The 24,981-nt window shown below is 66.5% G+C and carries 25 protein-coding genes; 7 read left to right on the top strand and 18 right to left on the bottom strand.

The genetic code is table 11. The features are described 5' to 3' along the window. Positions 1 to 198: 198 nt before the first annotated feature. From ACFVV0_RS13930 to ACFVV0_RS13915, 4 genes are all read right to left on the bottom strand, one after another. Entirely contained in the window at positions 199 to 1,362 is a 1,164-nt protein-coding gene (locus ACFVV0_RS13930; RefSeq protein WP_387064063.1) for a PucR family transcriptional regulator, read from the bottom strand. A gap of 75 nt (positions 1,363 to 1,437) precedes the next feature. Beyond that, positions 1,438 to 1,860 (bottom strand): hypothetical protein, encoded by a 423-nt coding sequence (locus tag ACFVV0_RS13925; RefSeq protein WP_387064060.1) that lies wholly within the window; start codon positions 1,858 to 1,860, stop codon positions 1,438 to 1,440. 48 nt (positions 1,861 to 1,908) lie between these two features. Beyond that, entirely contained in the window at positions 1,909 to 2,484 is a 576-nt protein-coding gene (locus ACFVV0_RS13920; RefSeq protein WP_387064057.1) for an HdeD family acid-resistance protein, read from the bottom strand. A 185-nt stretch (positions 2,485 to 2,669) separates the two neighbouring features. Further along, positions 2,670 to 5,048, bottom strand: coding sequence for an arylsulfatase (locus ACFVV0_RS13915; RefSeq protein ID WP_387064055.1), 2,379 nt, complete (start codon positions 5,046 to 5,048; stop codon positions 2,670 to 2,672). 226 nt (positions 5,049 to 5,274) lie between these two features. Here ACFVV0_RS13915 and ACFVV0_RS13910 point away from each other — a divergent pair, with 226 nt between their 5' ends. Both ACFVV0_RS13910 and ACFVV0_RS13905 read left to right on the top strand, forming a co-directional pair. Next, positions 5,275 to 5,463 carry a hypothetical protein gene (locus ACFVV0_RS13910; protein WP_387064052.1) on the top strand — a complete coding sequence of 63 codons (189 nt, stop codon included), beginning with the start codon at positions 5,275 to 5,277 and terminating at the stop codon, positions 5,461 to 5,463. A gap of 75 nt (positions 5,464 to 5,538) precedes the next feature. Beyond that, on the top strand, positions 5,539 to 7,779 hold the full coding sequence (locus tag ACFVV0_RS13905) for an arylsulfatase (protein ID WP_387064049.1): 2,241 nt from the start codon (positions 5,539 to 5,541) through the stop codon (positions 7,777 to 7,779). 33 nt (positions 7,780 to 7,812) lie between these two features. Here ACFVV0_RS13905 and ACFVV0_RS13900 read toward each other — a convergent pair whose 3' ends face one another. The 3 genes from ACFVV0_RS13900 to ACFVV0_RS13890 are packed head-to-tail and all read right to left on the bottom strand — an operon-like array spanning position 7,813 to position 9,068. Then, positions 7,813 to 7,998: a hypothetical protein gene (locus ACFVV0_RS13900; RefSeq protein ID WP_387064046.1), complete on the bottom strand. Its 186-nt coding sequence runs from the start codon at positions 7,996 to 7,998 to the stop codon at positions 7,813 to 7,815. A 54-nt stretch (positions 7,999 to 8,052) separates the two neighbouring features. Next, complete coding sequence (locus tag ACFVV0_RS13895; RefSeq protein ID WP_387064043.1) at positions 8,053 to 8,490, bottom strand: VOC family protein; 438 nt, start codon at positions 8,488 to 8,490, stop codon at positions 8,053 to 8,055. A 50-nt stretch (positions 8,491 to 8,540) separates the two neighbouring features. Beyond that, positions 8,541 to 9,068, bottom strand: coding sequence for a DUF1269 domain-containing protein (locus ACFVV0_RS13890; RefSeq protein WP_387064040.1), 528 nt, complete (start codon positions 9,066 to 9,068; stop codon positions 8,541 to 8,543). 245 nt (positions 9,069 to 9,313) lie between these two features. On the opposite strand from ACFVV0_RS13890, the gene ACFVV0_RS13885 reads away from it, so the two are divergent. Further along, entirely contained in the window at positions 9,314 to 10,729 is a 1,416-nt protein-coding gene (locus ACFVV0_RS13885; protein ID WP_387064037.1) for an MFS transporter, read from the top strand. Here the strand turns inward: ACFVV0_RS13885 and ACFVV0_RS13880 are convergent. The 4 genes from ACFVV0_RS13880 to ACFVV0_RS13865 all read right to left on the bottom strand — a co-directional run bounded on the left by ACFVV0_RS13880 (position 10,704) and on the right by ACFVV0_RS13865 (position 15,111). Beyond that, on the bottom strand, positions 10,704 to 12,044 hold the full coding sequence (locus tag ACFVV0_RS13880) for a M20/M25/M40 family metallo-hydrolase (protein WP_387064034.1): 1,341 nt from the start codon (positions 12,042 to 12,044) through the stop codon (positions 10,704 to 10,706). The two genes, ACFVV0_RS13885 and ACFVV0_RS13880, sit on opposite strands and share 26 nt — an antisense overlap. Positions 12,045 to 12,072: 28 nt before the next feature. Continuing rightward, positions 12,073 to 13,500, bottom strand: coding sequence for an anaerobic C4-dicarboxylate transporter (locus tag ACFVV0_RS13875; RefSeq protein ID WP_387064032.1), 1,428 nt, complete (start codon positions 13,498 to 13,500; stop codon positions 12,073 to 12,075). Positions 13,501 to 13,591: 91 nt separating this feature from the next. Then, entirely contained in the window at positions 13,592 to 14,629 is a 1,038-nt protein-coding gene (locus tag ACFVV0_RS13870; protein ID WP_387064029.1) for a DUF3533 domain-containing protein, read from the bottom strand. Beyond that, the gene (locus ACFVV0_RS13865; protein ID WP_387064026.1) at positions 14,626 to 15,111 is read right to left on the bottom strand and encodes an NUDIX domain-containing protein; all 486 of its coding nucleotides are present in this window, start codon (positions 15,109 to 15,111) and stop codon (positions 14,626 to 14,628) included. Before ACFVV0_RS13865 ends, ACFVV0_RS13870 begins: the two co-directional genes overlap by 4 nt. A gap of 90 nt (positions 15,112 to 15,201) precedes the next feature. On the opposite strand from ACFVV0_RS13865, the gene ACFVV0_RS13860 reads away from it, so the two are divergent. Next, positions 15,202 to 15,660, top strand: coding sequence for an NUDIX domain-containing protein (locus ACFVV0_RS13860; protein ID WP_387064023.1), 459 nt, complete (start codon positions 15,202 to 15,204; stop codon positions 15,658 to 15,660). A gap of 4 nt (positions 15,661 to 15,664) precedes the next feature. On the opposite strand, the gene ACFVV0_RS13855 is transcribed toward ACFVV0_RS13860, so the two are convergent. Further along, on the bottom strand, positions 15,665 to 16,015 hold the full coding sequence (locus ACFVV0_RS13855; RefSeq protein WP_387064020.1) for a 4-fold beta flower protein: 351 nt from the start codon (positions 16,013 to 16,015) through the stop codon (positions 15,665 to 15,667). Between the two features lie 111 nt (positions 16,016 to 16,126). Between ACFVV0_RS13855 and ACFVV0_RS13850 the strand changes: the two genes are divergently transcribed. Both ACFVV0_RS13850 and ACFVV0_RS13845 read left to right on the top strand, forming a co-directional pair. Continuing rightward, positions 16,127 to 17,809, top strand: a complete 1,683-nt coding sequence (locus ACFVV0_RS13850) for a bifunctional 3'-5' exonuclease/DNA polymerase (RefSeq protein ID WP_387064017.1) — start codon at positions 16,127 to 16,129, stop codon at positions 17,807 to 17,809. Between the two features lie 66 nt (positions 17,810 to 17,875). Then, a complete protein-coding gene (locus ACFVV0_RS13845; protein ID WP_387064014.1) occupies positions 17,876 to 18,724 on the top strand; it encodes a DUF1684 domain-containing protein in 849 nt (282 codons plus the stop codon). A 9-nt stretch (positions 18,725 to 18,733) separates the two neighbouring features. Here ACFVV0_RS13845 and ACFVV0_RS13840 read toward each other — a convergent pair whose 3' ends face one another. Beyond that, a complete protein-coding gene (locus tag ACFVV0_RS13840; protein ID WP_387064011.1) occupies positions 18,734 to 19,291 on the bottom strand; it encodes a PadR family transcriptional regulator in 558 nt (185 codons plus the stop codon). A 194-nt stretch (positions 19,292 to 19,485) separates the two neighbouring features. On the opposite strand from ACFVV0_RS13840, the gene ACFVV0_RS13835 reads away from it, so the two are divergent. Next, on the top strand, positions 19,486 to 19,989 hold the full coding sequence (locus ACFVV0_RS13835; protein WP_387064008.1) for a DUF3145 domain-containing protein: 504 nt from the start codon (positions 19,486 to 19,488) through the stop codon (positions 19,987 to 19,989). A 121-nt stretch (positions 19,990 to 20,110) separates the two neighbouring features. On the opposite strand, the gene ACFVV0_RS13830 is transcribed toward ACFVV0_RS13835, so the two are convergent. The 5 genes from ACFVV0_RS13830 to ACFVV0_RS13810 form a co-directional block, all read right to left on the bottom strand. After that, complete coding sequence (locus tag ACFVV0_RS13830) at positions 20,111 to 21,346, bottom strand: beta-ketoacyl-[acyl-carrier-protein] synthase family protein (RefSeq protein ID WP_387064006.1); 1,236 nt, start codon at positions 21,344 to 21,346, stop codon at positions 20,111 to 20,113. A 116-nt stretch (positions 21,347 to 21,462) separates the two neighbouring features. Further along, entirely contained in the window at positions 21,463 to 21,711 is a 249-nt protein-coding gene (locus tag ACFVV0_RS13825) for an acyl carrier protein (RefSeq protein WP_271178624.1), read from the bottom strand. A 41-nt stretch (positions 21,712 to 21,752) separates the two neighbouring features. Beyond that, on the bottom strand, positions 21,753 to 22,757 hold the full coding sequence (locus ACFVV0_RS13820; RefSeq protein ID WP_387064004.1) for a beta-ketoacyl-ACP synthase III: 1,005 nt from the start codon (positions 22,755 to 22,757) through the stop codon (positions 21,753 to 21,755). Positions 22,758 to 22,767: 10 nt separating this feature from the next. Then, positions 22,768 to 23,688, bottom strand: a complete 921-nt coding sequence (locus ACFVV0_RS13815) for an ACP S-malonyltransferase (RefSeq protein ID WP_387064001.1) — start codon at positions 23,686 to 23,688, stop codon at positions 22,768 to 22,770. A gap of 93 nt (positions 23,689 to 23,781) precedes the next feature. Continuing rightward, complete coding sequence (locus ACFVV0_RS13810) at positions 23,782 to 24,975, bottom strand: PucR family transcriptional regulator (RefSeq protein ID WP_387063999.1); 1,194 nt, start codon at positions 24,973 to 24,975, stop codon at positions 23,782 to 23,784. Positions 24,976 to 24,981: the final 6 nt, after the last annotated feature.

Genomic DNA, 24,981 nt, shown 5'->3' with positions numbered 1-24,981 from the left:
GTCGGCAACGGAGCGGGCGCGGCGTTTCGCGGGATGCACGGCTTGTCGGAAACAGCGTTCGTGTCGCGACCCACCGCGCCGGGGTGCGAGCCCTTCGATCGTCGAGCATCCCGCGAGAAGCACTCCAGCACACACGACGGCAAGGACGGTGACGACTCGGCAAAGCATGCTGCCGACGCTAACCCGAAGACTTCCGCGTCATCTGAGCGAGACGACGGCGAGGTACAGCTCGGCGGCATGGCGAGGGTCGGACAGACTTCGCTGGGTCAGAGTCTCGAGTCGGCGCAGGCGGTTCCGAACGGTATTGGGATGGACGAACATCGCCCGCGCGGTGTCGGCGACCGAGCCGCCGGTACCGAACCAGGCCCGAACGGTTTCCAGGATCAGCTCCTTTTCGGGATCGGCAAGTTCGAGGACCCGGGAGAGCACGATGGAGGAGAGTTCGGAAGCCACATCCGGTGCGCCGGCGGCCATGGTCGTGACCGGCGAGTCGGAGAAGAACGTCACCTCACCTTCATCGGAGGCTGCGAGGGATGTGCGGGCCAGCCGGACCGCCTGCGGGGCGTGCCCGAAGTCCTCGGTGACCGGGCTGATCCCTGCCCGCACGTGATAGCGCTGCAGCGACTTCCGCACCGAGTGGGTCTGCTCGTGGAGACAGGAGACGATGCCGAGCTCGACATCGGAGCGCAGCAACCAGGCCGACTCCATCTGGTCTTCCAGGAGGCGCCGATCGATACGAGGCGTGGGAACGTGGCCGTCTCCCTGCGCCTCGACGGCGACGACGACGTAGGGCCGGTTGCGAGGGAGGCCCAGCCTGTCGACGGCTTGCCAGAGAGTCGAGTTCGGCTGGTCGTGTCCGCTCAGCACGGTGTCGATGAGTGCGTAGCGTTCGCGCTCGCCGTTGATGAGTCGGAGCTCTTCTTCGTCGCGGTATCCCGCGCTCATGAGGCCGACGAACTCATCGCTCATCGACCACACCTGACCGGCGACGGTCACCAGCTCGGCATCGGATGCGGACCCGGAGGCTTGGGCGTGGTCGACGATCTCACCCCAGATGAACTCCGAGCCGACCCGGATGGCGTCGAGCACGTCGGGGAGCGGGAAGTTCGACCGGGCACGGGACGCTCCGATCGTCCGAACCGTCTTATCGCGTTCAGGATCAGGCGCGCCCAGGGATGAGATGAAGCCGACATGCGCCGTGCACGAATCCAGCAGTTCTTGGTCGGTTACGGGCGACGGCTGGCGGTAGCTGGGCACTCGCCGCCTGATGGATTCGGCCAGTCGAGCCGGGAGGTCGGCGGCGGTGGACAGCAAGGTCTCCGTCAGTTTCGGCAGGAGACTGGAGGGCTGGGTATCGGTCATTGCTTCGTCCGTCCGGAGCGGGGTAGGGGAATGGTGGGCGCACTTCGAAGCCTGCGCGCCCACCCTCTCTGTCGTCTACCCCTTCTGAAGCTGGTTGGCTTCGTCCCTCGCGTATGCGGCGTCCAGGATCGCGTACTCCGCCTCCTGGAGTGCGTAGATCGCGAAGTCGACGGCGTCCTCTGCGTCGAGCTCGGCGTCCGCAGCCGAACGTTCCGCCTTCTTCGCGGCACGCGCAGCGCGCTTCTTGGCGATGTCGTCCTGCAGGGAGTCGAAACTGTCGGAGACGGACTTCTGCACAGCCGCCCACGAGGCGGCGAAGTCGTCGGCGTCGGCGTTCATCTGATCGCCGATCCTGACCTTGGTCTCATCGAGTGACTTCTTGGCTTCGGCCCGCTTGGCGGTGACGTTCTCCGCCGTGTCCTCGTTGAACGAGTTCACGGAGTCTTCGACCGACTTGGCTTGCTTCGAGAGTTTCTCGAGGTGGTCTGAGAGTGCCATTTGTTCTTCCTTTCATTTGTTGCGGATAAGAGTCTGTCGACGTTCGGATCAGCTGTCGGTCTTCGCCACCTGGCGCACGCTGAAGGCGGCCCCGATCTCGGCGACGCCGCGGAAGATTGCGAGCACGCTGACGTACGTGACCAGGACGACGACGCCGGAGGAGAACGAGGAGGAGGCGAGAAAACCGAGGACGAGCTCAGCGATGCCGGAGAGCAACTGCAGCCACCAGATGGGACTCAGCGAGATGCTGAAGAGGCTCGCGATGATGTCGTAGGTGCCGACGAAGACGAAGTAGACGCCGACGACGATCGCGAGCGACTCGAACGTCGCGCCCGGGTTCACGAACGCGATGACCGCCCCGATGACGAGCAGGACGGTGAAGAGGATGTGCCAGACGCGCCAGCCTCCCAGAGTGATCGTCGCGCGGAAGATCTCATTGGCGGCCGAGAGGAGCAGGAGGATGCCGAACACCACCGAGATGACGTACACGGTGGAGGTGTCGAATCGGAGGACGACGAACCCGATCACGATCCAGGCGATCCCTACGATCAGCAGGATCCACCAGGCGCTGCCGAACTTCTTGGCAGCGGTCACGAGGGGACTCGGGGCGGTGAGAATAGTCATGACGAAGGGCTCCGATCACGGGTTTGAAAGAGTGACAGAACCGATATTCGCGTGGCCCCCGCCCGGGGGCAATGGAATCGGTGACACGATCGGGCACCTCAAAATGTACGCCGGAACAATCGGCCCAGCCAGGCCCACCGAGAACCTCAATCGGTAGCCTTGCGGACCAGTTGATCTGCCCGGGACTATGAGTCGATGTGTCGGGCTTGCCGTTCGGCGTGTTCGGTTCGGTGCAGTTCGGCGTTCTCATTCGGATCGGCGGGTTGCCGGATGTCGAACACCACCTTCTCGATGGTGCCGCTGAAGGCGAAGGGCGCTAGGTCCTCGTATTCCTTGTCGACGACTTCTCCGTTGTCGGCGCCGATGTCCAGGCCCTGGTAGGGCGCCATGATGATCGGCACGGTGCGGTCCATCCGCCCAGACCCGACGGCTTGGCCGTCGATCGACAACGTGACAGTCCCCCCGGTGCCGAGCGCCGGAGTATCCGCCGCGAACTCAAGCGCCACCTGCACTTTCCGGCCGGCGGGCAAGTCGACCGACGATTGCTGCCGGTAAATATCGATGCCGAGGAAACTGTACGTGTGCTTGAGCTTGCCGTCTTTGACGTAGAGGCTGTAGCCGCCCATCTGGTCATACGCGCCGACAATGACTCCTTCGGCGCCCTCCGCCGGCACGTCGAGATCAGCGGTGATCGTGTACGACCGGTTCTTGATCGGCGGCGCCACTCCCTCGGGTACGTTCTGCACGTCGGAACCCCAGTACGTGTGACTCTGGTTCGCCGGGATTGGCGGCACAATGCCGAAGAACGCTGACAGACCGGCCAGGAGCGGGAGAACGTCATACTTTCGCGCCTCTGACCACCAGAGCTCGTCGAGTTCCTTCACCTTGTCCGGGAACTGTTCCGCGACGTCGTGCGCCTGACTGAAGTCCTCATCGAGGTTGTACAGCTCCCATTTCAGCGTGTGCGGGTCGAAGACGCCGGGGGCGAACTGGGCGATCGTCGCGGGGCTCGCATCCCACGGAATTCGCGGCAGGATGCTCGCCGCCCACCAACCGTCCTTGTAGATTCCGCGGTTTCCGTAGATCTCGAAGTACTGCTGAGTGTTGTGTTCGGGCGCGTCCGCGGCGAACAGGGAGTCCTTGAAGCTGGACCCGTGCACCGGCATCTGTTCGATGCCGTTCACGGACGTCGGTTGGGGGATTCCGGCGATGTCGAGGATGGTGGGGCCGATGTCGATTACGTGGGTGAACTGGCTGCGCACTTCGCCTGAGGCGTGGATGCGGGCGGGCCAGTGGATCACCATCGGGTCGCGCGTGCCGCCGAGATGTGAGGCGACCTGCTTGCCCCACTGGAAGGGCGTGTTCCCTGCCCAGGCCCACGCCGCCGAGTAGTGCGGCAGAAGGTCCGGACCACCCCACGCCTCGACCCCGCCGTACTCGTTGAGGAGGGCGATCTGCTGGTCGTTGGTGAGGGGGATGCCGTTCTGCATCGTGAACTCGTTGAACGATCCGGTGGTGGTGCCTTCGAGGCTGGCGCCGTTGTCGCCCCAGATCCAGATGACGAGCGTGTCTTCGAGCTGCCCCATCCGCTCGAGCTCGTCGATCAGCCGGCCGACGTTGTAGTCGGCGTTCTCGGAGTAGCCGGCGTAGACCTCCATCTGACGTGCGTAGTACTTCTTCTCGGCATCCGAGAGGGAGTCCCAGGCGGGCATCGCATCTGGTCGCGGTGTCAGCTCAGCATCCGCGGGGATGACGCCGAGTTCCTTCTGCTTGGCGAATGTCTGGTTGCGGTACTCGTCCCAGCCCATGTCGAACTTGCCCTTGTACTTCGCACTCCAATCGGGTGGCACCTGGTGCGGCGCATGACTGCACCCGGTCGAGTAGTACATGAACCACGGCTTTTCCTGGCCGTGGGCCGTGATCCCGTGCAGCCAGCCGATCGCGTGGTCGGTCAGCGCATCGGGCAGGTAGAAATCGCGATCCGTCGGGCCGCCGAGGGGGGTGTGCGTGGTCTGGTTCTCGGTGATCATCGGGTCGTACTGACCAGACTCGCCGCCCAGAAAGCCCCAGAAGTGATCGAAGCCCCACGCGTTCGGCCAGCGGTCGAACGGGCCGTCCGGGCCGAGCGCGTTGTTCGGCGTCATGTGCCACTTGCCGAACGCAGCCGTCGAGTACCCGTTCAGCTGCAGCACCTGAGGGAACGGTGCAGCGGTATTGGGGCGCGCAGCCGTGTACCCAGGGAATGGGCCGGGGAGTTCACCGATAGATCCGAAGCCAACCGCGTGGTGGTTGCGACCGGTCAGCAAAGCGGCCCGGGTCGGCGAACAGAGCGCGGTCACATGCAGACGGTTGTAGAGCAGCCCTGCGTCGGCCATCCGTGTGTAGTTCGGGGTGTCGATCGGACCGCCGAACGTGCTCGGATTGCCGAAACCCGCATCATCGATCAGCACCAACAGGATATTCGGAGCACCCTCCGGCGGAATCAGCGGCGCCTGAATCGCCCAGTCAGGCGTCGAGGTGCCGAGAGTTTCGCCCATCACCCCGCCGAAGCCGGGATCTGCCATAGGCAGCTTCATGCGATCCCGACCCGACTCACCGGATGCAGCAGGGCTCATTGTTCAGCTCCTTCATTTCCAGGGGATCGACGTCGCCAACACACCGCGGCGCAGAGTCACCGTTCGGGCCTCGCTGCAAACTATCGCGACCGAAAAGCGTGGCACATCATCCGATCGGGGTGAGGTAAAGGCCGAGGAAGAGGCGGCGCGCTCAAAGGCCGAGGGATCACCCTACGTGGATGACGCCGACCGCGATGCCCTCGCAGAGACTGTTCAGATCGGGTTCGGTGAGGGAGTCGGTCCGAAGGAGGTCGGCCCAGGCAACGACCTGATGGCGCACACCCAGCAGCCCGCGACTCTGCATACGCAGGGACTTCTCACCGACGACGAATTCGCCACCGAAAAGGCCAAACTGCTCGCCTAGTCAGGAAAACAGATGAACCCGCAAGAAGTCCTGCCTTTCCCTCCCACACCATCTGCGAGCACCGCGGGTCGGACGATGCAGGAGTCGGAGTACCACCAGCGGGTGGAGCCGAAGCGGTTGCCGGATGATGCGCCCAACATCCTGATCATCCTGATCGACGACGCGGGGCCGGGTCTGCCCGACACATACGGCGGCGAAGTGCGCACAGACACGCTGTCGCGCATCCACGATCAAGGGATCGGCTACAACCGATTCCACACCACAGCGATGTGCTCGCCCACCCGGGCGTCTTTGCTGACCGGCCGCAACCACCACCGGATCGGCAACGGCCAGATCGCCGAGCTCGCCAACGACTGGGACGGGTATGCCGGCGAGATCCCGAAGAGCAGCGCTCTCGGCGCCGAGGTGCTGCGGGACTACGGATACGCGACAGCGGCGTTCGGGAAGTGGCACAACACGCCGGCGATCGAGACCAGCGCGGCCGGGCCGTTCGACAACTGGCCGAGCAGCATCGGGTTCGAGTACTTCTATGGGTTCCTGGCGGGTGAGGCGTCGCAGTACGAGCCGAACCTCGTGCGCAACACGACTTCCGTGCTTCCGCCGAAGACGCCGGAGGAGGGCTATCACCTCAGCGAGGACCTGGCCGATGACGCCATCCACTGGCTGCACAACCACAAGGCGCTCGAGCCGGACAAGCCGTTCTTCATGTACTGGGCGACCGGATGCCTGCACGGCCCGCATCACGTGATGAAGGAGTGGGCGGACAAGTACGCGGGCAAGTTCGACGACGGGTGGGACGCTTACCGGGAGCGCGTCTACAAGCGCGCGATCGAGAAGGGCTGGATCCCGAAGAACGCGAAACTGACGCCGCGGGATGCGCGGCTCTCAGCCTGGGACGACATCCCCGAAGAGGAGCGTCCCTTCCAGGCGCGCCTGATGGAGGTGGCGGCAGGGTTCGCCGAGCACGCAGATGTGCAGGCCGGCCGACTCGTCGACGAAGTGGAGGCGCTCGGCTACGGCGACAACACCCTCATCGTCTACATCTGGGGCGACAACGGATCGTCCGGCGAAGGCCAGAACGGCACCATCAGCGAGCTGCTCTCGCAAAACGGCATCCCCTCGACCGTCGCCCAACACATCGCGGCGATGAACGAGATCGGCGGCCTCGACGTACTCGGCACCCCGAAAGTCGACAACCAGTACAACGCCGCGTGGGCGTGGGCCGGAAGCACACCCTATAAGGGGATGAAGCTGCTCGCCTCGCACCTGGGGGGCACACGCAACCCGATGGCCGTGCGCTGGCCCGCGAGAATCGAAGCCGACCCCACACCACGCAGCCAGTTCGTGCACTGCACCGACATCGTCCCGACCATCTACGACGTGCTCGGCATCACGCCGCCGCTCGTCGTCAACGGGGTCACGCAGATCCCGATCGACGGGGTGAGCTTCGCGAACACGTTCGACGACGCTGCTGCCGAGGCGCGGCACAAGACCCAGTACTTCGAGATCATGGGCAGCCGCTCGATCTACCACGACGGCTGGATGGCATCCGCGTTCGGACCCCGCGCGCCCTGGGTGCAGGGGATGCCTCCAGGCATCCAGGACTGGACACCCGACTCCGACGTGTGGGAGCTGTACAACCTCGACGAGGACTGGACTCAGGCCGACGACCTTGCAGCTGCGATGCCGGAGAAGCTCGCGCAGCTGAAAGAGACGTTCTCGATCGAAGCCGCGAAGAACAGCGTCTACCCGATCGGCGGCGGACTCTGGGTACTCGTGTTCCATCCGGAGATGAGGATCTCCAGCCCGTACCGCGAATGGAACTTCACCGGCGACATTATCCGGATGCCCGAGTTCTGCGCTCCAGCGCTCGGCAACCGGGCGAACACGGTGACGATTGATCTCGACATCCCCGCCAACGCGAACGGTGTGCTCTACGCGCTGGGCGGTGCCGGCGGCGGCCTCACTTGCTACATCGACGACGGGGTGCTCTGCTACGAGTACAACCTGTTCATCATCCAACGCACCAAGATACGCGGAAGCGCACCACTGCCAGCCGGGGCCGCGACGATCACCGTCGAGACCAGCTACGTCGAGGCGAGACCCGGCGGCCCACTGAAGGTGGTCATAAGCGTGAATGGCGAGGAATATGCGAGCGGCGTTGTCCCAATCAGCGCCCCGCTGGCATTCAGCGCGAACGACTGCTTCGATGTCGGTCGCTGCCTCGGCGGCTCCGTATCGCTCGACTACTACGACAAGATGCCATTCCGCTTCAATGGGACCATCAGCAACGTCAACGTCCGCTACGCGACGTAGGCCTCCAGCTCAGAGGCGGGCCAATGTGTGCGATTACTGCCCTCCCGGCTGCAGAGCCATCGCCCACTGCACGGCGACGACGAGCCCGATCACGACCCCTGCGGCGACGATGGATGCGGCGAACACGAGCAAGCCGCGGAGAGTCCGGCGGCCGGCCGGCGTTCTGGGATCGAAGGCGTCCGCAGAGATCTTGTCGATGTTCGGCGCGATGATGGCCACGTACGGCTCCTGAGAGTCATCGGGCAGTCCGTACGGAAGCGGACAACGAAGCCGTCAGCTCTTCGTGAGCTCCTGGGCGAGCATCACGATGATGCCGCTGGGGCCGCGGAGATACGTGAGCTTGTAGACGTCTTCATAGGTCGCCACACCGCGAAGGGGGTGGCATCCGTGCCGGGCGGCTATCTTCAGGGCTTCGTCGATGTCGTCGACAGAGAACGCGACCCGATGCATCCCGATCTCGTTGGGGCGGGTGGGCTCCGTCTCGATCGCTTCCGGGTGGATGTACTCGAAGAGCTCGAGGCGCCCGTGACCGTCCGGGGTCTGAAGCATGGCGATCTTGGCGTGGTTGCCGTCGAGGTCGACCGCGGTATCTGCCCACTCGCCACTGATCGTGTCCCGGCCGACGACGGTGAGACCGAGGTCGGTGAAGAAGGAGATCGTTGCTTCGATGTCGCGGACGGCGATGCCGACGTTCTCGAGTTTGATGGTCATGCGTTGCATGCTACCCATCGCCCCGAACACCGAGTACGGGCGTCCGTGCGCTAGTCCCTCGCGTCCTGGACTTCGTTGTCGAGTTGCTCGTCGTCGACGGCGATCTCTTTTCTGGTCACCCGCGTGGCGTGCGTCAGCAGCTTCTCCACGTCGTCAGCGTCGGCCGGGTCGACGACGATGACGATCCCGGCACTCCCGGCGTCCAGCGCTTCGCTGATCGTCTTGAGGTCCTCCGCCGACGACTTGTTGGCGATGTGCCCGGCAAGGGCACCGATACCGCCTCCAGCGCCACCGGCGACCAGGAGGGCGCCACCCAGGGCGACCGCCGGGAAGAGCGCGACGACCAGTCCGCTCGCCAGCCCGATGGCCAGCCCCTTCCTGCCGCCGTGGTGCTTGGCCCCGTCATCCCGTTTCGGAATGGCGACGTTGCCCTCCTTGTCGCGCACGACGACGGCGGCATCGAACGCCGCGTGCTTTCCGGTGTCCTTGAAATGCGCATGCAGCTGGTCGAAATCGGCCACCGCCTCGTCTTCGCTTCCGTACTGCGCAGCAATCGCCACATACGGCTGATCGGCCATCTCAGTGCTCCCGTCGTCATCGGTCCGTCTCGGCGCCCGGCCGAGGTGCTCCGGCGGACGCGGAGCGAACCTATACGAAGCCTGGGACCGCGCATCGGGTCAGACATCACCCTGACCGGGTGATCCAGCGCCCGCGATCGGCAACTAGCTTGGGCCTCGGCACGAACCTCCATCCCCGCATCCTGATGAGAGACGACGTCGGTGACAGAGCGGCGATCGCGACCCGCCCCCGAAGGAGAAGCGCTATGACCGGCAGTTCGATGTCAGCGCCCGTCACTCCACGGAGCGCGACGACCGGGTGGTGGGCTCTGCTGCCGCTCGCGCTCGCGCAGTTCATCTGCTCGTTCGCGGGGTCGAACATGAACGTGATGCTCAATGACATGAGCCGCGATCTGGATACGAGCGTTCACGCCATCCAGATCTCGATCACCCTCTTCCTTCTCGTCATGGCCGCACTGATGATTCCGTTCGGCAAGCTGACAGACCAGCTCGGGCGAAAACTCTGCTTCGTTCTCGGGCTCTCCATCTACGGGGTCGGTGCTGTCGTGAGTGCCCTGTCGCCGGGTCTCGGGTTCCTCATCCTGGGCAACTCCATCCTGGAAGGCGCGGGCACAGCGCTGCTGATCCCGCCGGTCTACATCCTGGTGACGATGTACTGGACCGGAATCGCCGATCGGGCGCGCGCGTTCGGCCTCGTCAGTGCTGCCGGCGGTGTCGGCGCGGCGACCGGACCCCTGATCGGCGGGTGGATCTGCGCGACGATCAGCTGGCGGGCCGCGTTCGTATTCCAGGCGTTGATCATCGTGGTGATCCTGGTTCTGGCCCTTCGTCTGAAGGATCCGCGACCGGCGGAACCCGACCGGCCCTATGACCTGGTCGGGGCGATCCTCTCCGGATCCGGACTGATCGTCTTCGTGCTCGGGATCCTTGCGGTCGACAACAGTTTCGTGTTCGCGCTCGTGCTCCTGCTGGCCGGTGCCGGCATCATCGCACTGTTCTTCGTCTGGGTGCGACGGCGGGAGTCCGCGGGCCGCGAGCCGTTGCTGTCGACGACGCTGTTCCGAAGTCGGATCTCCAATCTGGGACTGGTCACGCAGAACCTCCAGTGGCTGTTGCTGATGGGCACGTCGATGCTCGTCGCGAGCCACCTGCAGGTGGTCCGGGGTTATGACGCGATCGAGACAGGGGTCATCTTCAGCGCCGCCACGGTCGGGATCCTGGGCTCCTCCCTGGCCGCGGGGGCCCTTGTGAAGCGATTCGCGCAGCGGACGCTGATCGTGACCGGGTTCCTGATAACCGGCGTCGGCCTGCTCCTGCTGCTCATCGTCGGCGCCGTCCCGGGCGCGTGGGCGTTCGCATGGGGCCTGCTTGCGATCGGCATCGGGCTCGGAGTCATGCTCACACCGAGTGTCAATCTGGTGCAGTCGGCCTTTCCGGAGGAGAAGCAAGGGGAGATCTCCGGCCTGTCGCGGAGCATCTCGAATCTCGGGTCGAGCTTCGGGACAGCGATAGTCGGAACTTTGCTCGTGCTCGACGTTCGTGGACCGAACGACAACTACGTGCTCGCGCTGTCCCCGCTGGTCGTGGTCGCGATCGCAGGCATGGTCGTGGCGAGTCTGCTGCCAGGTCGCTCTGTCACGACTGCGCGAACTTCTGGATGAACTCGGTCTGGGCGACGATCATGCGCTCGATCTCTCGAGGGTCGACCGATTCGTCCGACGCGTGGATGCGGGACTTCTCGGTGTCCTCGACGCCCCACAACACGATCGCTGCACTGGGCGCCACCTTCTGCAGCGACGCCACGAGGGGGATCGAGGCACCACTGCCGATGGATTCGACCGGCGCACCGTACGCATCCGTCAACGCATCCTTCGCCGCGACGATCGCCGGGTGCGACTCGTCCACTGCGAACGGGTGACCCGTCTTGATCTTCTCGACGACGACTTCGCAGTTCCAGGGCCGCTGTGCCCGCAGGTGGGCCATCAGAGCTTCGAGTTGTGCGTCCGCATCCGAGCCGGGGATGATCCGCATCGAGAGCTTCGCCGTCACCTCAGGCAGCAGCACGTTCGACGCCTCGGCTGTGTTGGGCAGGTCCATGCCCAGCACCGTGACCGAGGGCTTCATCCAGATGCGGTCCGACAGCGAGCCCGTGCCGAGGAACTCCACACCGGGCAAAATGGCCGAGCCGTCGCGGTACACACTCTCGTCCATCGCGGCGCCGTCCCAGTGGCCGCTGTCCACTCCGGGGATCGTCGTGTCGCCGTTGGCGTCGTGGAGCGTGTCGAGGATCCGGATCATGGCGGTCATCGCATCCGGGGCAGCGCCGCCGAACATGCCCGAGTGCACCGGGTTCGCGAGCGTGCGCACTGTGAGGGTGCACGCGACGTCACCGCGGAGGGCTGTGGTGAGGCCTGGTCTGCCGACCGCCTGTGGGCCGATGTCTGCGATCACGGCGACGTCGCATCCGAACAGGTCCGGGTTCGCTTCGACGAAGTCCTCCAGGTGAGAGATCGTCTCCTCTTCGCCTTCGACCAGGATCTTGACGTGGCAGGGACGATCCGGGCCGAGAAGCTTGAGCGTGCCGTAGTGGATGACCAGCCCGGATTTGTCGTCGGCGGCGCCGCGTCCGTAGATGCGGCCGTCGTCCTTCGTCACCGGCTCGAACGGTTCGCTCTGCCAGCCCTGGCTCGCCGGCGCCGGCTGGACGTCGTAGTGCGCGTACAGCATCACCGTCGGTGATCCCTCGGGGCCGGGCAGATCCGCGTAGACGCAGGGATAGCCGCCCGGGACGTCGAGGAGGCGCACACCGGCGGCGCCGGCCGCCTCGAAGAGCTCGACGACTGCTTCGCCCATGCGTCGGACGGGTTCGGGATCGAACCCAGGGAAGGCGACAGAGGGGATGCGCACGAGTGTCTCCAGCCGCTCGATGATCTCAGGCATGAGTGCCGAGGCTCCGGATTTCGTTGACTCTGACATTGCTCTTCCTCCCGCGCTTCGACGGCGATCAGTGAACGAACAGCTGGATGACCAGACCCGACACCACGACCGCGACCCACGAGACGAGCATCGGAACGGTGAACGAGTGCCAGATCGGCACCTGGGTGAGTTTCGTCGATCCTGTCCGGTCGGTTTCGACGGAGGCGATCTGACCGCCGTTGGCCGGGAACAGCCAGACACCGATCAGCGACGGCCACATCGCTGTGATGACTCCGGGCGCGAGACCGGCCGCGATGGCGATCGGGATGAGGGTGTTCGTCGTCGCGGACTGGCTCGTGGTGAGGCCGCAGACCAGGAAGAGCGCGACCGCGAGGAGCAACGGCTGCGCCTGGATGAGCTCCCCGAGTGGCTTGATGATCGTCTCCTCGTTCGCCGAGATGAAGGTGTCCGCCATCCACGCGATACCGAAAAGGGCTACCGCAGCGACGTACCCGGCCTTGAGCAGTGGCTGTTCGACCACCAGTGACGGCTTCACCCGCCGCACGAGGATGATGACCAGGGCGGCTGTGAACATCACCATCTCGATCACGATCGACATCGAAAGGGGGACGAGCTCGCCCTCGGCGTCGGGGAACGCCGGGCGGAGGTCCGGGAACAGTCCGAGGATGACGACCAGGAGCGTGCCCGCCATGAAGATCCAGGCGGCCGTCTTGCCGCCGGGTGGAACCGTGTGCTCGATCGGTGCGGGCGCGGCTGCCTTCCGGCCTCTCCGCCCGGGTTCCGTGACGGCGATCGCCGGACCGGATCCGGCAGAGCCGACGGCGGCGAACTGAGCAGTGAGAGCGGCCGGCACCTCGACAGCGCCTTCCTCGACGCGCTTCTGGAACGTCGGGTCGTCGACCAGCTCCTTGCCGATGCGCTGCTGAACGAACGACGTGGCGATGCACGCGATGATCGCGGACGGGATGGTGATGAGCAGCACCTGAGGCAGCGTGAAGCCCTTCGCCTCGATCAGCACGAGGTAGGCGGCCATCGCGGCAGAGACCGGGCTGGCGGTGATTCCGAGGCCAGATGTGACCGTCGCCGAGGCCAGCGCACGCTCCGGCCGCTGGCCATTGCGGTACGCCGTCTCGTAGATGACCGGGATGAGCGCGATGAAGATGTTGGACGTCCCGGAGAGCACGGTGAAGACGAACGCCACCAGCGGTGCCACATAGGTGAGTCTCTTCGGATTGCGCTGGATGATCTTCGACGCGATCGAGACCAGGTAGTCGATGCCGCCCGCCGCCTGCATCGCCGACGACGCAGTGATGACGGCGATGATGATGAAGAACGCGTCGATGGGCGGCGAACCCGGTGGGAGGCGGAACCCGAAGACGAGGATTCCCGTGCCGAGCACGCCCCAGAGGCCGAGCCCGATGCCACCGGTCCTGACCCCCAGCACGATGGCTCCGATGACGACGCACGCTTGGAGAATGATCACGACGGTATCCATGGCGACCCCCCTTTTCGCCATAAGAATGCACGAGCGCAACCCATTCCGGGATCGCCCGATCAGGGTGATTTCGCGCCCGGCGACGCCCGCCCTACCGTGTCGCCAACGGGCGGATGGCTCCGTTCACGACGTCACCGGGAGCACCCGCGCCGTAGCGGTAGAGGCGGAAAGTCACGTAGAGGCCTGTGGTGACGATGAGCCAGATGCCGAGAACGATGAATGGTTCGGCGTGCACGTGTCCGGGGAAATAGGCCAGGTCGCGGATGGCGCTGACGGCCGCGCCGGTCGGCATCCAGCGGCCGATGAACTCGTAGAACGGGGGAAGGAGAGCGGGCGCGACCGCCCCGCCCGAGGCCGGGTTGCTGATCAGCACGAAGACGACCCAGGTCGGCAGCAGTGCCCAGCGTGCTCCGATCAGCATGCGGAACACGTTGTACGTCATACCGGCGACGAGCATCGTGAGGGCGATCACTCCCCAGGAGGGGAAAAAGGGCAGGGGCATGAGCCGGAGGATCACCCCGATGGTCAGAACGATGGCGAACGCGGCGACGACGGAGCGGACCGCATCCCAGCCGAGTTCACCTCGTAACGTCAGCTTCGTCGCATGGGTGCGGGTCTGGACGGCCCCGAGGAACCCGATGATCACGGCGGCGAGCGGCACGTAGAAGAGCACCAGCCCGGAGGGATCATTCGGGCTCAGCGGATGCGTGTCCATAACGGTGACCGGATGCCCGAGTCTCGTCTCGATGACGGGCGCGTCCGCCTCGAGCAACCGCGCGACCGAGTCGCCGGACGCGCTGGAGATGTAGAGCGTCCCGGCCGTGCCGTCATCCACGAGCGCGCCGTAGATCCGCTGGTCCTCGATGGCGGCGAGTGCGTCCGGCGTGGACGGGAACGTCGAGACGAGAAACGTCGTCGTCGGAGGCTCGGCGAGTGCCGCCTTGAGCTCGGCCGGCGTCACCACGGTCGACACGAGGCCGATCGGCACATTGTGGGGCTTCGGGTTCGCCATGGCGAGGCTGTACGAGGCGGTGAACAGCGCGGCGAAGATCGCGATGATGAGGGTGACGACCAGAGCAGGCCGATGCGGCCCCGGCACCAGGCGGGCGATGCGCGACTGCACGCTCACCGCCCGCTCCGTTCGGCGCCCGTCCCTGCTTCGAGCGCATCCAGGATCGAGCGCTGCCCCTTCACGACCTTCGAGCGCGCTTCGCCGATCGGGAACCAGCGCGCATCGTCGACCTCGGGGAACTCCTGGATCCTCCCCGACCGTGGCGGCCATTCGAGGGGGAACGTGTTGCTCACGATCGTCTGCGGCGAGAAGTCCGCTTCGCCGGCGAAGGCGACGATCGTCTTGCCCGACGGCTGCGCGAACTCGCCGAGCAATTCGTACGGGACTGCCGGCGCCGCCGTCCCGATCTCCTCCTCGAACTCGCGCAGTGCGGCCGCCAGCTCCCCGTCGACATCAGAGAGCTCCACGATGCCCTTCGGAATCGACCAGGCGCCCTCGTCCTTGCGCGCCCAGAACGGGCCGCCCATGTGCGCGATCCACACCTGGAGGTCGGGAGCGCGGCGGTAGAGCAGGATGCCGGCGCTTCGCACGGCGGCCATCACCCCGTTCCCCACGACATGTACGTAACCCTATGCCGCATTCGGCCGGCACAGAGAAGACTCCCGGCCGACCGGCGCTAACGTGGGAGGGTGAACTCCGGCGATGCGTGGGTCGAGGGCCCGAACGGCGAACGATTCTGGGGCAGGTTCGGTGCGGCCGGCCTGCTCGTGCACGACGCCAGGCGCGGCATCTTGTTGCAGCACCGGGCCGACTGGAGTCACTTCGGCGGCACCTGGGGGTTGCCGGGCGGCGCCAGGCACGAGGGCGAGTCGGCGGTCGACGGCGCGTTGCGCGAGGCGAACGAAGAGGCTGCCGTGCCGCCGGATGCGGTCGACGTACTGTTCACGAGCACGCTCGATCTCGGTTTCTGGTCCTACACGACCGTCGCCGCCGAGGTGGTGAAGCCGTTCCAGGAACGGATGGCCGATGTGGAGAGCATCGAGCTGCGCTGGGTGCCGATCGCCGACGTCGCCGAGCTGCCCCTGCATCCGGGCTTCGCCAGTTCCTGGCCGGAGCTGCGGGCGCGCCTGTCTGCCCTCGCCGAGTAGGACGCTACGACGCCACGCTTCGTCCCCAGCCGGCGGGCCACAGCGCCGAGGCGGGCACGTCGAGAAAGCCGGTGGGCACGCTCAGGTACGATCCGGCGCCCGGATACGCGGGCTGGCCGGGGTGCGAGGGCGCACCCGGGTAGTCGGGCGTTCCACGGAACGCGGGTGATTCGCGGGCGAGCAGCCGGTTGCCGATGACCGTGCCGAGGTAGCGGCCGTCGCGGGTGCAGGCATCGTCGTCCCCCCAGGGGAACCAGCCGATCCATTCGCCGTCGGGGTTGAAGAGGTGCTTGCCGTTCTCGTCCGCGCGGAACGCAATCCAGGTGCCTTGGCTGTCGTACAAGAATGCGGTCATCGTCGATCGCCTTTCGGGTCGGCCCTTCGGGTGTAGTGAATTATCCTCACCTTTGCGGATGCTGACAATGGGTTGCGCGAGAATGTCTCCGGTGCCCAGGAGAATGGGGGCGTGCACATCGTTCTCGACCGGTCAGGGTCCGCCGTCGTCACGGCGATCCGGGTCGAAGACGACGGGGCGGTTCTCGGCGAAGAGACCATCGAAGCCGACGCCCTGCCGCGGTACGTCGCGCAGGCAGAGAGCCGAAGCCCGCGGTGGGTCTGGAGCGACACCCGCAGCTGGTATCCGCAGCTTTTGAGAGCGGGTGTGCGGGTCGAGCGCTGCGTCGATCTCCAGCTCAGTCACACGATCCTCCGCATGTCCGCGCTCTCGTCCGGATCAGCGCTGGCCAGGTCACCGCTGGGGGTGTGGGATGCGGCCCCCGTGCTCGAGGACGCGCCGCCGGCCGCCGCGGCGACGCTCTTCGACTTCGATGCGGCCGACGCGCATCCCGTGGCCGAGCGACCCAGCCCGCTCCAGGAGTTCGCGTCGCAGCAGGATGCGGTGGCGGGCAGCACGAGCCCGGGCCGCCTGCGCCTCCTCCTCGCCGCCGAGTCCGCGGGCGCGCTGATCGCGGCAGAGATGCGGTTCGCGGGTCTGCCATACAGCGCCGAACGGCACGACGCTCTGCTCACCGAGCTGCTGGGACAGCGTCCGCGCTCCGGGAGCCGTCCGCCTGTGCTCGAGGGTCTCGTGGGGGAGATCCGGGTATCGCTCGAGGCTCCGGGCCTCAATCCGGACAGCCCGCCCGATCTGATCCGTGCCTTGACCCGCGCCGGACTGATCGTGACTTCGACGCGGTCGTGGGAGCTCCGCAAGCTGGAGCACCCTGTGATCGACCCGCTCCTGCGGTTCAAGAAGCTCTCGCGGCTCCTGACGGCCAACGGATGGACGTGGCTCGACGCCTGGATCAGCGACGGCCGCTTCCGGCCCGACTACGTTCCCGGGGGAGTCGTCACCGGACGATGGGCGACGCGTGGTGGCGGCGCACTGCAGCTGCCGAAGCAGGTGCGCGGCGCCGTCGTCGCCGATGACGGGTGGAAGCTGGTGGTCGCGGATGCGGCCCAGCTGGAGCCGCGCATCCTGACCGGACTCTCCGCAGACACGGCGATGGCCGAGGCCGGCCGTGGCAAGGACCTGTACGAGGGCATCGTCGCGTCGGGCGCCGTCGATGAGCGTGCGCACGCGAAGGTCGCAATGCTCGGTGCGATGTACGGGGCCACGACGGGGGAGAGCGGGCGGTTGATGCCGCGGCTCACCCGTGCGTTCCCGCGAGCCGTGCGCCTCGTCGAAGAGGCTGCGAGGGCGGGCGAGCGGGGGGAGATCGTCACGTCGCGCCTCGGTCGCAGCTCGCCCAAGCCGGGCGCGTCGTGGATGGCCGCGCAATCGGCGGCCTCCGAGGCGGAGTCGACCGCTGCGGATGAGCGCCGCGCCCGCAGTCAGGCCCGCGACTGGGGCCGCTTCACCCGCAACTTCGTGGTGCAGGCGAGCGCCGCGGAATGGGCGCTCTGCTGGATGGCCGATCTGCGCAAGAGACTGAGTGCCTTGTCTCCCGGTCGCCTGCAGGACGGGCCGCACCTGGTGTACTTCCTGCACGACGAGGTGATCGTCCACACCCCCGCAGAGCTGGCCGAACAGACGGCCGAGGCGGTCGTCGAGGCGGCGAAGCAGTCGGGGAGGCTGCTCTTCGGTGCTTTCCCGGTCGACTTTCCGGTCGTGGCCGCGATCGTCGACAGCTATGCGGAGGCGAAATGATCAACCGGCGGCATAAAGCTGTGTCGAAGTTGGTTGATCATCCCGAGCTGAATGAGGATGGACACCATGACTGACACCGCCACCGCCCCCGTCGACCCCCGCGAGATCCTGGCGCGCTACCACGAGCGTCGGGAGATGGCCGTGACGTCGCCCAAGGGCAGCCTGGCACTGGTCAACACGCAGTGGATCAGCGGCGATCCGGCGGCACCTGCCCAGCCGATCTGGGGAGTCCCCGGGCTGTGGTCGCCGCTGCCGAAGGGGCAGTCCGGCCTGAAGGTCACGGCAACCGCCGCCGACAACATCGTCGTGGACGGACAGCTGGTCGACGGTGAGGCGATCGTGCGTGGCAAGGACGACCCCAACCCCGGCGAGATCGCCTTCAGCGACACGGTGACGGGCTTCGTCATCGCCAGCGATGAGGGCGAGTACGCCCTGCGGGTGTGGGATGCGAACTCCGAGGCGATCCAGGAGTTCGGCTCCATCGACGCGTTCGACTTCGACCCATCGTGGATCATCCGGGCGACGTTCACGGAGATCGAGGGCGGCAAGGCGGTGGGCTTCGAGCACCTGAAAGACGAGGGCAAGACCCGCGATCTGGTCGTGCCCGGCGAGATCACCTTCAGCAAAGACGGCGTCGACTACAACCTCGCGGCATTCAAAGCCGGACGCGCCCTCCAGCTGGTGTTCTCCGACACCACCAATGGCGATTCCACCTACTCGGTCGGTCGTTTCCTCTTCGTCGCTCCCAACCCTGACGGCACGGTGACGCTGGACTTCAACCTGGCCGTTCTGCCGCCCTGCGCCTTCAGCTACAACTTCAACTGCCCGCTGCCCCCGGCGCAGAACCGTTTCGCCGTGCCGATCGAGGCCGGCGAGAAGAATGTGCTCAACAAGGCCGGTGAACTGCTGCACTGAGGTGCGGCGTTAGCTCCCCGGCCGTCGGCCGCGACGCGGGCGGTCGGACGATCGTTCCTGGAGCAAGGCTTCCGGATGCGCGGCGAGCGTCGCCGCGACCTCGTCGATCCACTCGATCGCAGCCTTCGCGCCGAGCTCTGCAGCACGATTCGCGGCCAGGAGTGCGCGCGAATCGGCATCATGCGCGAGCTCGCGGATCTTCTCGGTGTACGAGAGGCGGTAGTCGGCCAGCACGTGTGGCGCGTCAGCATCGGGGAGGGATGCGGCGACGAGGGTCTGATCCTGCATCTCGTCCCAGTCGGGGCGGCTGTCGTGAGGACCGTGGGTGAGCCACTGCCGTGCCTGCTCGCTGCCCGCATCCGTCAGTTCGTAGAGCGGAAGACCGTCGTCGGTCGTGCCGGCCGGCGCGATCAGGCCCTGGTCGGTCATCCGCTCGAGAGTGGAGTAGACCTGCCCCGCGTTCAACTGCCGGCGATGCGCTGCGCGGGCGAGGAACTCGCTCTGCAGTTGCGACCCGTATGCCGGGCCGAGCGTGAGAAGAGCCAGGAAACCGTTCTGAACGGACATACTCAGTATGCTATTACCAGCTTCTCGGAAGCGACGGATGAACCGCCGAATCACAATCTTGTAACTTCGGTGGGTTGTACGGCATAATTCGAAGCGTCGGCCGTGAGGTCGATTCCAATTTCATAGCGTGCTGCATGGTTGCCGCGTCGATCGGTCGTTGGGGAAGACGTACCGAATCGAGACGGAGGAAACTCATGGCAGCACACGCAGCTCGGGGAGTGCTCTACGTGCACTCCTCACCTGGCGCGCTCTGCCCCCACATCGAGTGGGCGGCTGGTCGCGCTCTTGGTCGCGCCGTCAACTTCACGTGGGAGACGCAACCGGTGCTCAAGGGCGCCCAGCGCGCCGAGTTCTACTGGGAGGGGCCCCAGGGCACGGGCGCCGCCATCGCCTCGGCTCTGCGCGGTTGGGAGCATCTTCGCTTCGAGGTCACCGAGGACGCCGGATTCGGCACCGATGGGGGCCGCTGGATGCACACGCCCGATCTCGGTATCTTCTTCGCCCAGACGGACACAGCCGGCAACACGGTCATCCCCGAAGACCGGGTGCGCTACGCGATGGAGATCGCGGGTGCCAACCCGATGGAGCTGCACCGCGAACTGCGACTGGCGCTCGGTCAGGCGTGGGACGACGAGCTCGAGCCGTTCCGGCACGCCAGCGACGACACACGCGTGGTCTGGCTGCACAAGGTCGGCTGAGTTCTGCGGGACTCCCGCGGCGGGCCGGAACAGGCATTGCGCGCTGCCGCCCACCCGCGGTGAACGACGAGACCCCGACCGGATGATCCGGTCGGGGTCTCGTACTGTCGACAGCCCGCGGCTAGACCGAGCGGAATGCGACGACCGCGTTGTGGCCGCCGAAGCCGAACGAGTTGCTGATCGCCAGCAGGTCGCCGTTTCCGAGGGATCGCGGCTCCGTGACCACATCGAGCGGGATCTCCGGGTCCATCTCGGTGATGTTGATCGTCGGGGGAGCGGTGCGCTCGTGCAGTGCCATGACGGTGAAGACCGCCTCGATGGCACCGGCCCCGCCGAGGAGGTGACCAGTGGACGCCTTGGTCGCCGAGACCGGGATGCCCTCGAGCAGGTCGCCGAAGACGCGACGAAGCGCGTTGTACTCGGCGATGTCACCGACGGGCGTGCTGGTGGCGTGTGCGTTGATGTGGCTGACGTCGGAGAGCGAGGCACCCGAGTTCGAGATCGCCGCGATCATGGCGCGAGCCGCAGCCGAACCCTCGGGGTCGGGAGCAGTGATGTGGTACGCGTCACTGGTGACGGACCCGCCGACGAGCTCGGCGTAGATCTTGGCGCCACGGGCCTTCGCGTGCTCCTCGGTCTCCAGCACGAGCGCGGCCGCGCCTTCACCGAGAACGAATCCATCGCGCGAGATGTCGTACGGGCGGGATGCCGTGGCCGGGTCGTCGTTGCGCTTCGACAGCGCCTGCATGGCCGCGAACGACGCGATCGGCAGCGGGTGGATGGCCGCCTCCGAACCGCCGGCGATCACGACATCGGCGAGACCACGCTGAAGGTGGTCGTACGCGTTGGCGATCGACTCCGTGCTGGAGGCGCAGGCCGAAACCACGGTGCGGATGCCCGCACGCGCGTGCAGGTCCATCCCGATCGCGGCGCCGGGCCCGTTCGGCATGAGCATCGGAACGGTCATCGGCATGACACGACGCGGTCCACGCTCGCGCAGGGTATCCCACGCGTCGATGAGGGTCCAGACGCCGCCGATGCCGGTCGCCCAGTCGACGGCGAGGCGCTCGGGCTCGACCTCGGGGGATCCTGCATCGGCGTAGGCCTCACGGCCCGCGATGAGAGCGAACTGGCTCGACGGGTCGAGACGCTTCACCTCGTGGCGCTCGAGCACCGTGGTGGCGTCGACCTTGGCCTGCGCGGCGAAAGTGACCGGAAGGGAGAGCTCGGAGACCCAGTCCTTCTCGATGGTGGATGCGCCGGACTCCCTGGCGAGCAGGGCCTTCCAGCTGTCTGCGGCGGTGCCACCGAGCGGCGAGGCGGCGCCCACGCCGGTGACGACGATTTTCTTGGTCATAACGGCAACTCTCCGTTGGATGAGGAACGTGACAGCGCTGACGAGCGCTATCGATCGCGGGGCGGGCCGACCCGGGCAGGCAGGCCCGCCGCCGCGAAGGAAGATTCTTGCGAGGCTTAGGCCTGAGCCTTGACGATGAACTCGACGGCGTCGCCGACGGTCTTGAGGTTCTTGACCTCTTCGTCCGGGATCTTGACGTCGAACTTGTCCTCGGCGTTGACCACGATGGTCATCATCGAGATCGAGTCGATGTCGAGGTCGTCGGTGAACGACTTGTCCAGCTCAACCGTGTCGGTCGCGATGCCGGTCTCGTCGTTGATGAGCTCGGCCAGGCCGGCAAGAACTTCTTCGGTGGACAATGCCATTTGTTTTCTCCTTGGGGGGTGTCGTTTGACCGTTGATCAGTTTAGGGCAGCACGACGACCTGTGCGCCGAACACCAGTCCGGCGCCGAAGCCGATCTGGAGCGCGAGGCCGCCGCTGAGCTCGGGGTTCTCTTGCAGGAGACGATGTGTCGCCAGCGGGATCGAGGCTGCGGAGGTGTTCCCGGTCGTCTCGATGTCTCGGGCGATCGCGACGGTGTCGGGCAGTTTCAACTGCTTGGCGAACTCGTCCACGATGCGCATATTGGCCTGGTGGGGGATGAACGCGGAGAGCTGATCGCTCGTCACGCCGGCCGCATCCAGTGCCTGCTTCGCGACCTTGGCCATCTCCCAGACCGCCCAGCGGAAGACCGTCTGGCCTTCCTGGCGGAGGGTCGGCCACTCGGCAGAACCGTCGCGGAAGTCCACGAGGGTGCCGTTCATGCTCACGGCGTCGGCCTTCGAGCCGTCGGAGCCCCAGATGGTCTTCGAGATGCCCGGGTACTCGCTCGGGCCGATCACTACGGCCCCGGCCCCGTCACCGAGGAGGAAGGAGATGGAGCGGTCGGTCGGGTCGACGACATCCGAGAGCTTCTCGGCGCCGACCACGAGAGCGTAGTGTGCCATGCCGGTGCGGATGAGCGCATCCGCTTGGGCGATCGCGTACGTATAGCCTGCGCAGGCAGCGTTCATGTCGTACGCTGCGGCCGGGTTGGAGCCGACACGGTCCGCGAGAACTGCGGCGAGGGACGGGGTCTGCCGCGAGTTGCTGATCGTCGCGACGATCACCGCGTCGATGAGCTGCGGGTCGACACCGGACTTCGCGATCGCCTCACGCGATGCGTCGGTGGCCAGGTCGACGGCGAGGACGTCGTGGCTCGCCCGGGTGCGGGTGATGATCCCGGTGCGCTGGCGGATCCACTCGTCCGACGAGTTGATCGGGCCGACGAGGTCGTCGTTCGGCACGATGAGGTCGCCGCGGGCGGCACCGATCGAGAGGATGCGGGTGTACTGCGGGCCGTGGGCCTGCTGCAGTGTCGGGTGATTCATCCGGGTCCTCCTAGGCGGCCTGGTCGATGAGGTCGAATGCGGCGGGCAGGTCGTCCGGCGTCTTGATGGCGACGGCGGGAACACCCTTGAGGCCGCGTTTGGCGAGACCGACGAGGGCGCCGGCGGGAGCGACCTCGATGATGCCGGTCACGCCGGCATCGGCGAAGGACTCCATCGTGAGATCCCAGCGCACCGGGGACGAGACCTGGCCTACCAGGAGATCCAGGTACTCTGCGCCAGAGGTGACCCGCGAGCCGTCCTTGTTGGTCCAGATGGGAAGCGTCGGATCTGCGGCCGCGAGCGTGCTCGCGAACTCCTGCAGGTGCGCTACGGCCGGCTGCATGTACCGGGTATGGAAGGCGCCTGCGACCTGAAGTGGGATGACCCGGGCGCGAGCAGGCGGGTTCTCGGCGAGCTTCGCGAGAGCATCCAAAGCGCCGGCGACGACGATCTGGCCGCCGCCGTTGTAGTTGGCGGGGGAGAGGCCGAGTTCGGCCAGCACGGCGAGCAGCTCCGTCTCGTCGGCGCCGATGACGGCGCTCATGCCGGTCGGCGCCTCTGCGGCCGCCCGGGCCATCGCGGCGCCACGCTCACGTACGAAGGCCACCGCATCCGTCTCGCTCAGGATGCCCGCGCCGGCAGCGGCGGTCAGCTCGCCGACGGAGTGACCCGCGATCCCGCCGATCCTGTCGCGACGGCCGTCGGCCAGCAGTGCGGAGAGCGTCAGCAGCCCGGCGGAGACGATGAGCGGCTGGGCGACGGCGGTGTCACGGATGGTGTCCGCATCGCTGACGGTGCCGTGCGCCACGAGGTCGATGCCCACTGCGTCGGAGATGCCCGAGAGCTGGTCGCGGAACGACGGCTCCGTGAGCCAGGGTTCCAGGAAGCCGGGGGTCTGGGAGCCCTGCCCAGGGCACACGATCACAATCACGAGTTCTAGTCTGCCAATCCTCCGCCAAGCGGATGTGTCGATCGGATACGAAGTATTCCGAGATCCTTTGTGAATGTCTACTAAGGCGTGCGGCTAGCCGCGCCGCGGAGCATCCGGTTCGTTGATCGAGCCGACGATGAGGGCCGCCTGGAGGATGAGCGCCTCGCGCGCACCCGTCGCGTCCCAGCCGATGACCTCGGAGACGCGCTTCAGGCGGTATCGAACGGTATTGGGATGCACGAAGAGCTCGCGCGCCGTCGCCTCCAGGGAACGCCCGTTGTCCAGGTAGCACCACAGGGTCGTCAGCAGCTCGGTCGAGTGCGCCTGCAGCGGACGGTAGATGCGGTTGATGAGGGTGGCGCGCGCCAGGCCGTCGCCGGCGAGGGCGCGCTCCGGGAGCAGGTCGTCTGCGTGCACCGGTCGCGGGCAGTTGCGCCACGCCTTGGCGACCGCGAAGCCGGCGAGAGCGGCCTTGGCGCTCTTCGACGCATCCACGAGGCTTGCGACCTCGTGCCCGAGCACGAGATGGCCGGCACCGAACCCCGGTTCGAGCTGCGAAGCGATCTCGAGAAAGCTGACCATCGGCGCCGCGCCGATCGTCTCGTCGGGAGTCGCCGCGCTCGGGAAGGCGCGACCGATCACGAGGACGAGGCGGCTTCCCTGCACGCCGATCAGCACATCCGCCGACATGTGCCTGGCCGTACGTCGCAACTGATCGACGTCGAGCATCTTGGGGGCGGTGCCGACCAGCACGCTGACCTCGCCGTGCCCGTGCCAGCCGAGGGCGGCGATCCGGCTCGGCAGCTCGTCGTCGTACTCGCCCGTGAGGATGCTGTCGACGACGAGAGCCTCGAGGCGCGCATCCCACAGACCACGGGCCTCTGCGGCGCGCGCGTAGACGTCGGCCGCCCCGAACGCGATCTCGCGCGAGTACAGCAGGATCGCCTCGCGGAGCGGTTCGCCGCCGTTCTTCACGCGGTCCTCGACGACCTCCACCGTCACCTTGATGAGCTGGAGCGTCTGCTGCAGGCTCACGGAACGGAGCAGCTCGCGCGGCGCCGCCCCGAACACGTCGGCGGCGATCCACGGCGTCGACCGTGGGTCGTCGAACCAGGAGATGAACGAGGAGATGCCCGCCTGAGCGACCAACCCCACCGCGGACCGCCGCCCGGGGGGCATGTCGCGGTACCACGGCAGGGTGTCTTCGAGTCGCTTGAGCGTAGCGGTAGCCAGCTCACCCGAGATCTTGCGAAGCCAGGTGAGCGTCTCTTCCTTCGTCTTGGGCACCGGAGT

Source organism: Leifsonia sp. NPDC058230 (assembly GCF_042882245.1).
Taxonomy (GTDB): domain Bacteria; phylum Actinomycetota; class Actinomycetes; order Actinomycetales; family Microbacteriaceae; genus Leifsonia.
Note: the sequence above shows the minus strand (reverse complement) of the source record. Positions and strands in the feature narration are given on the sequence as shown.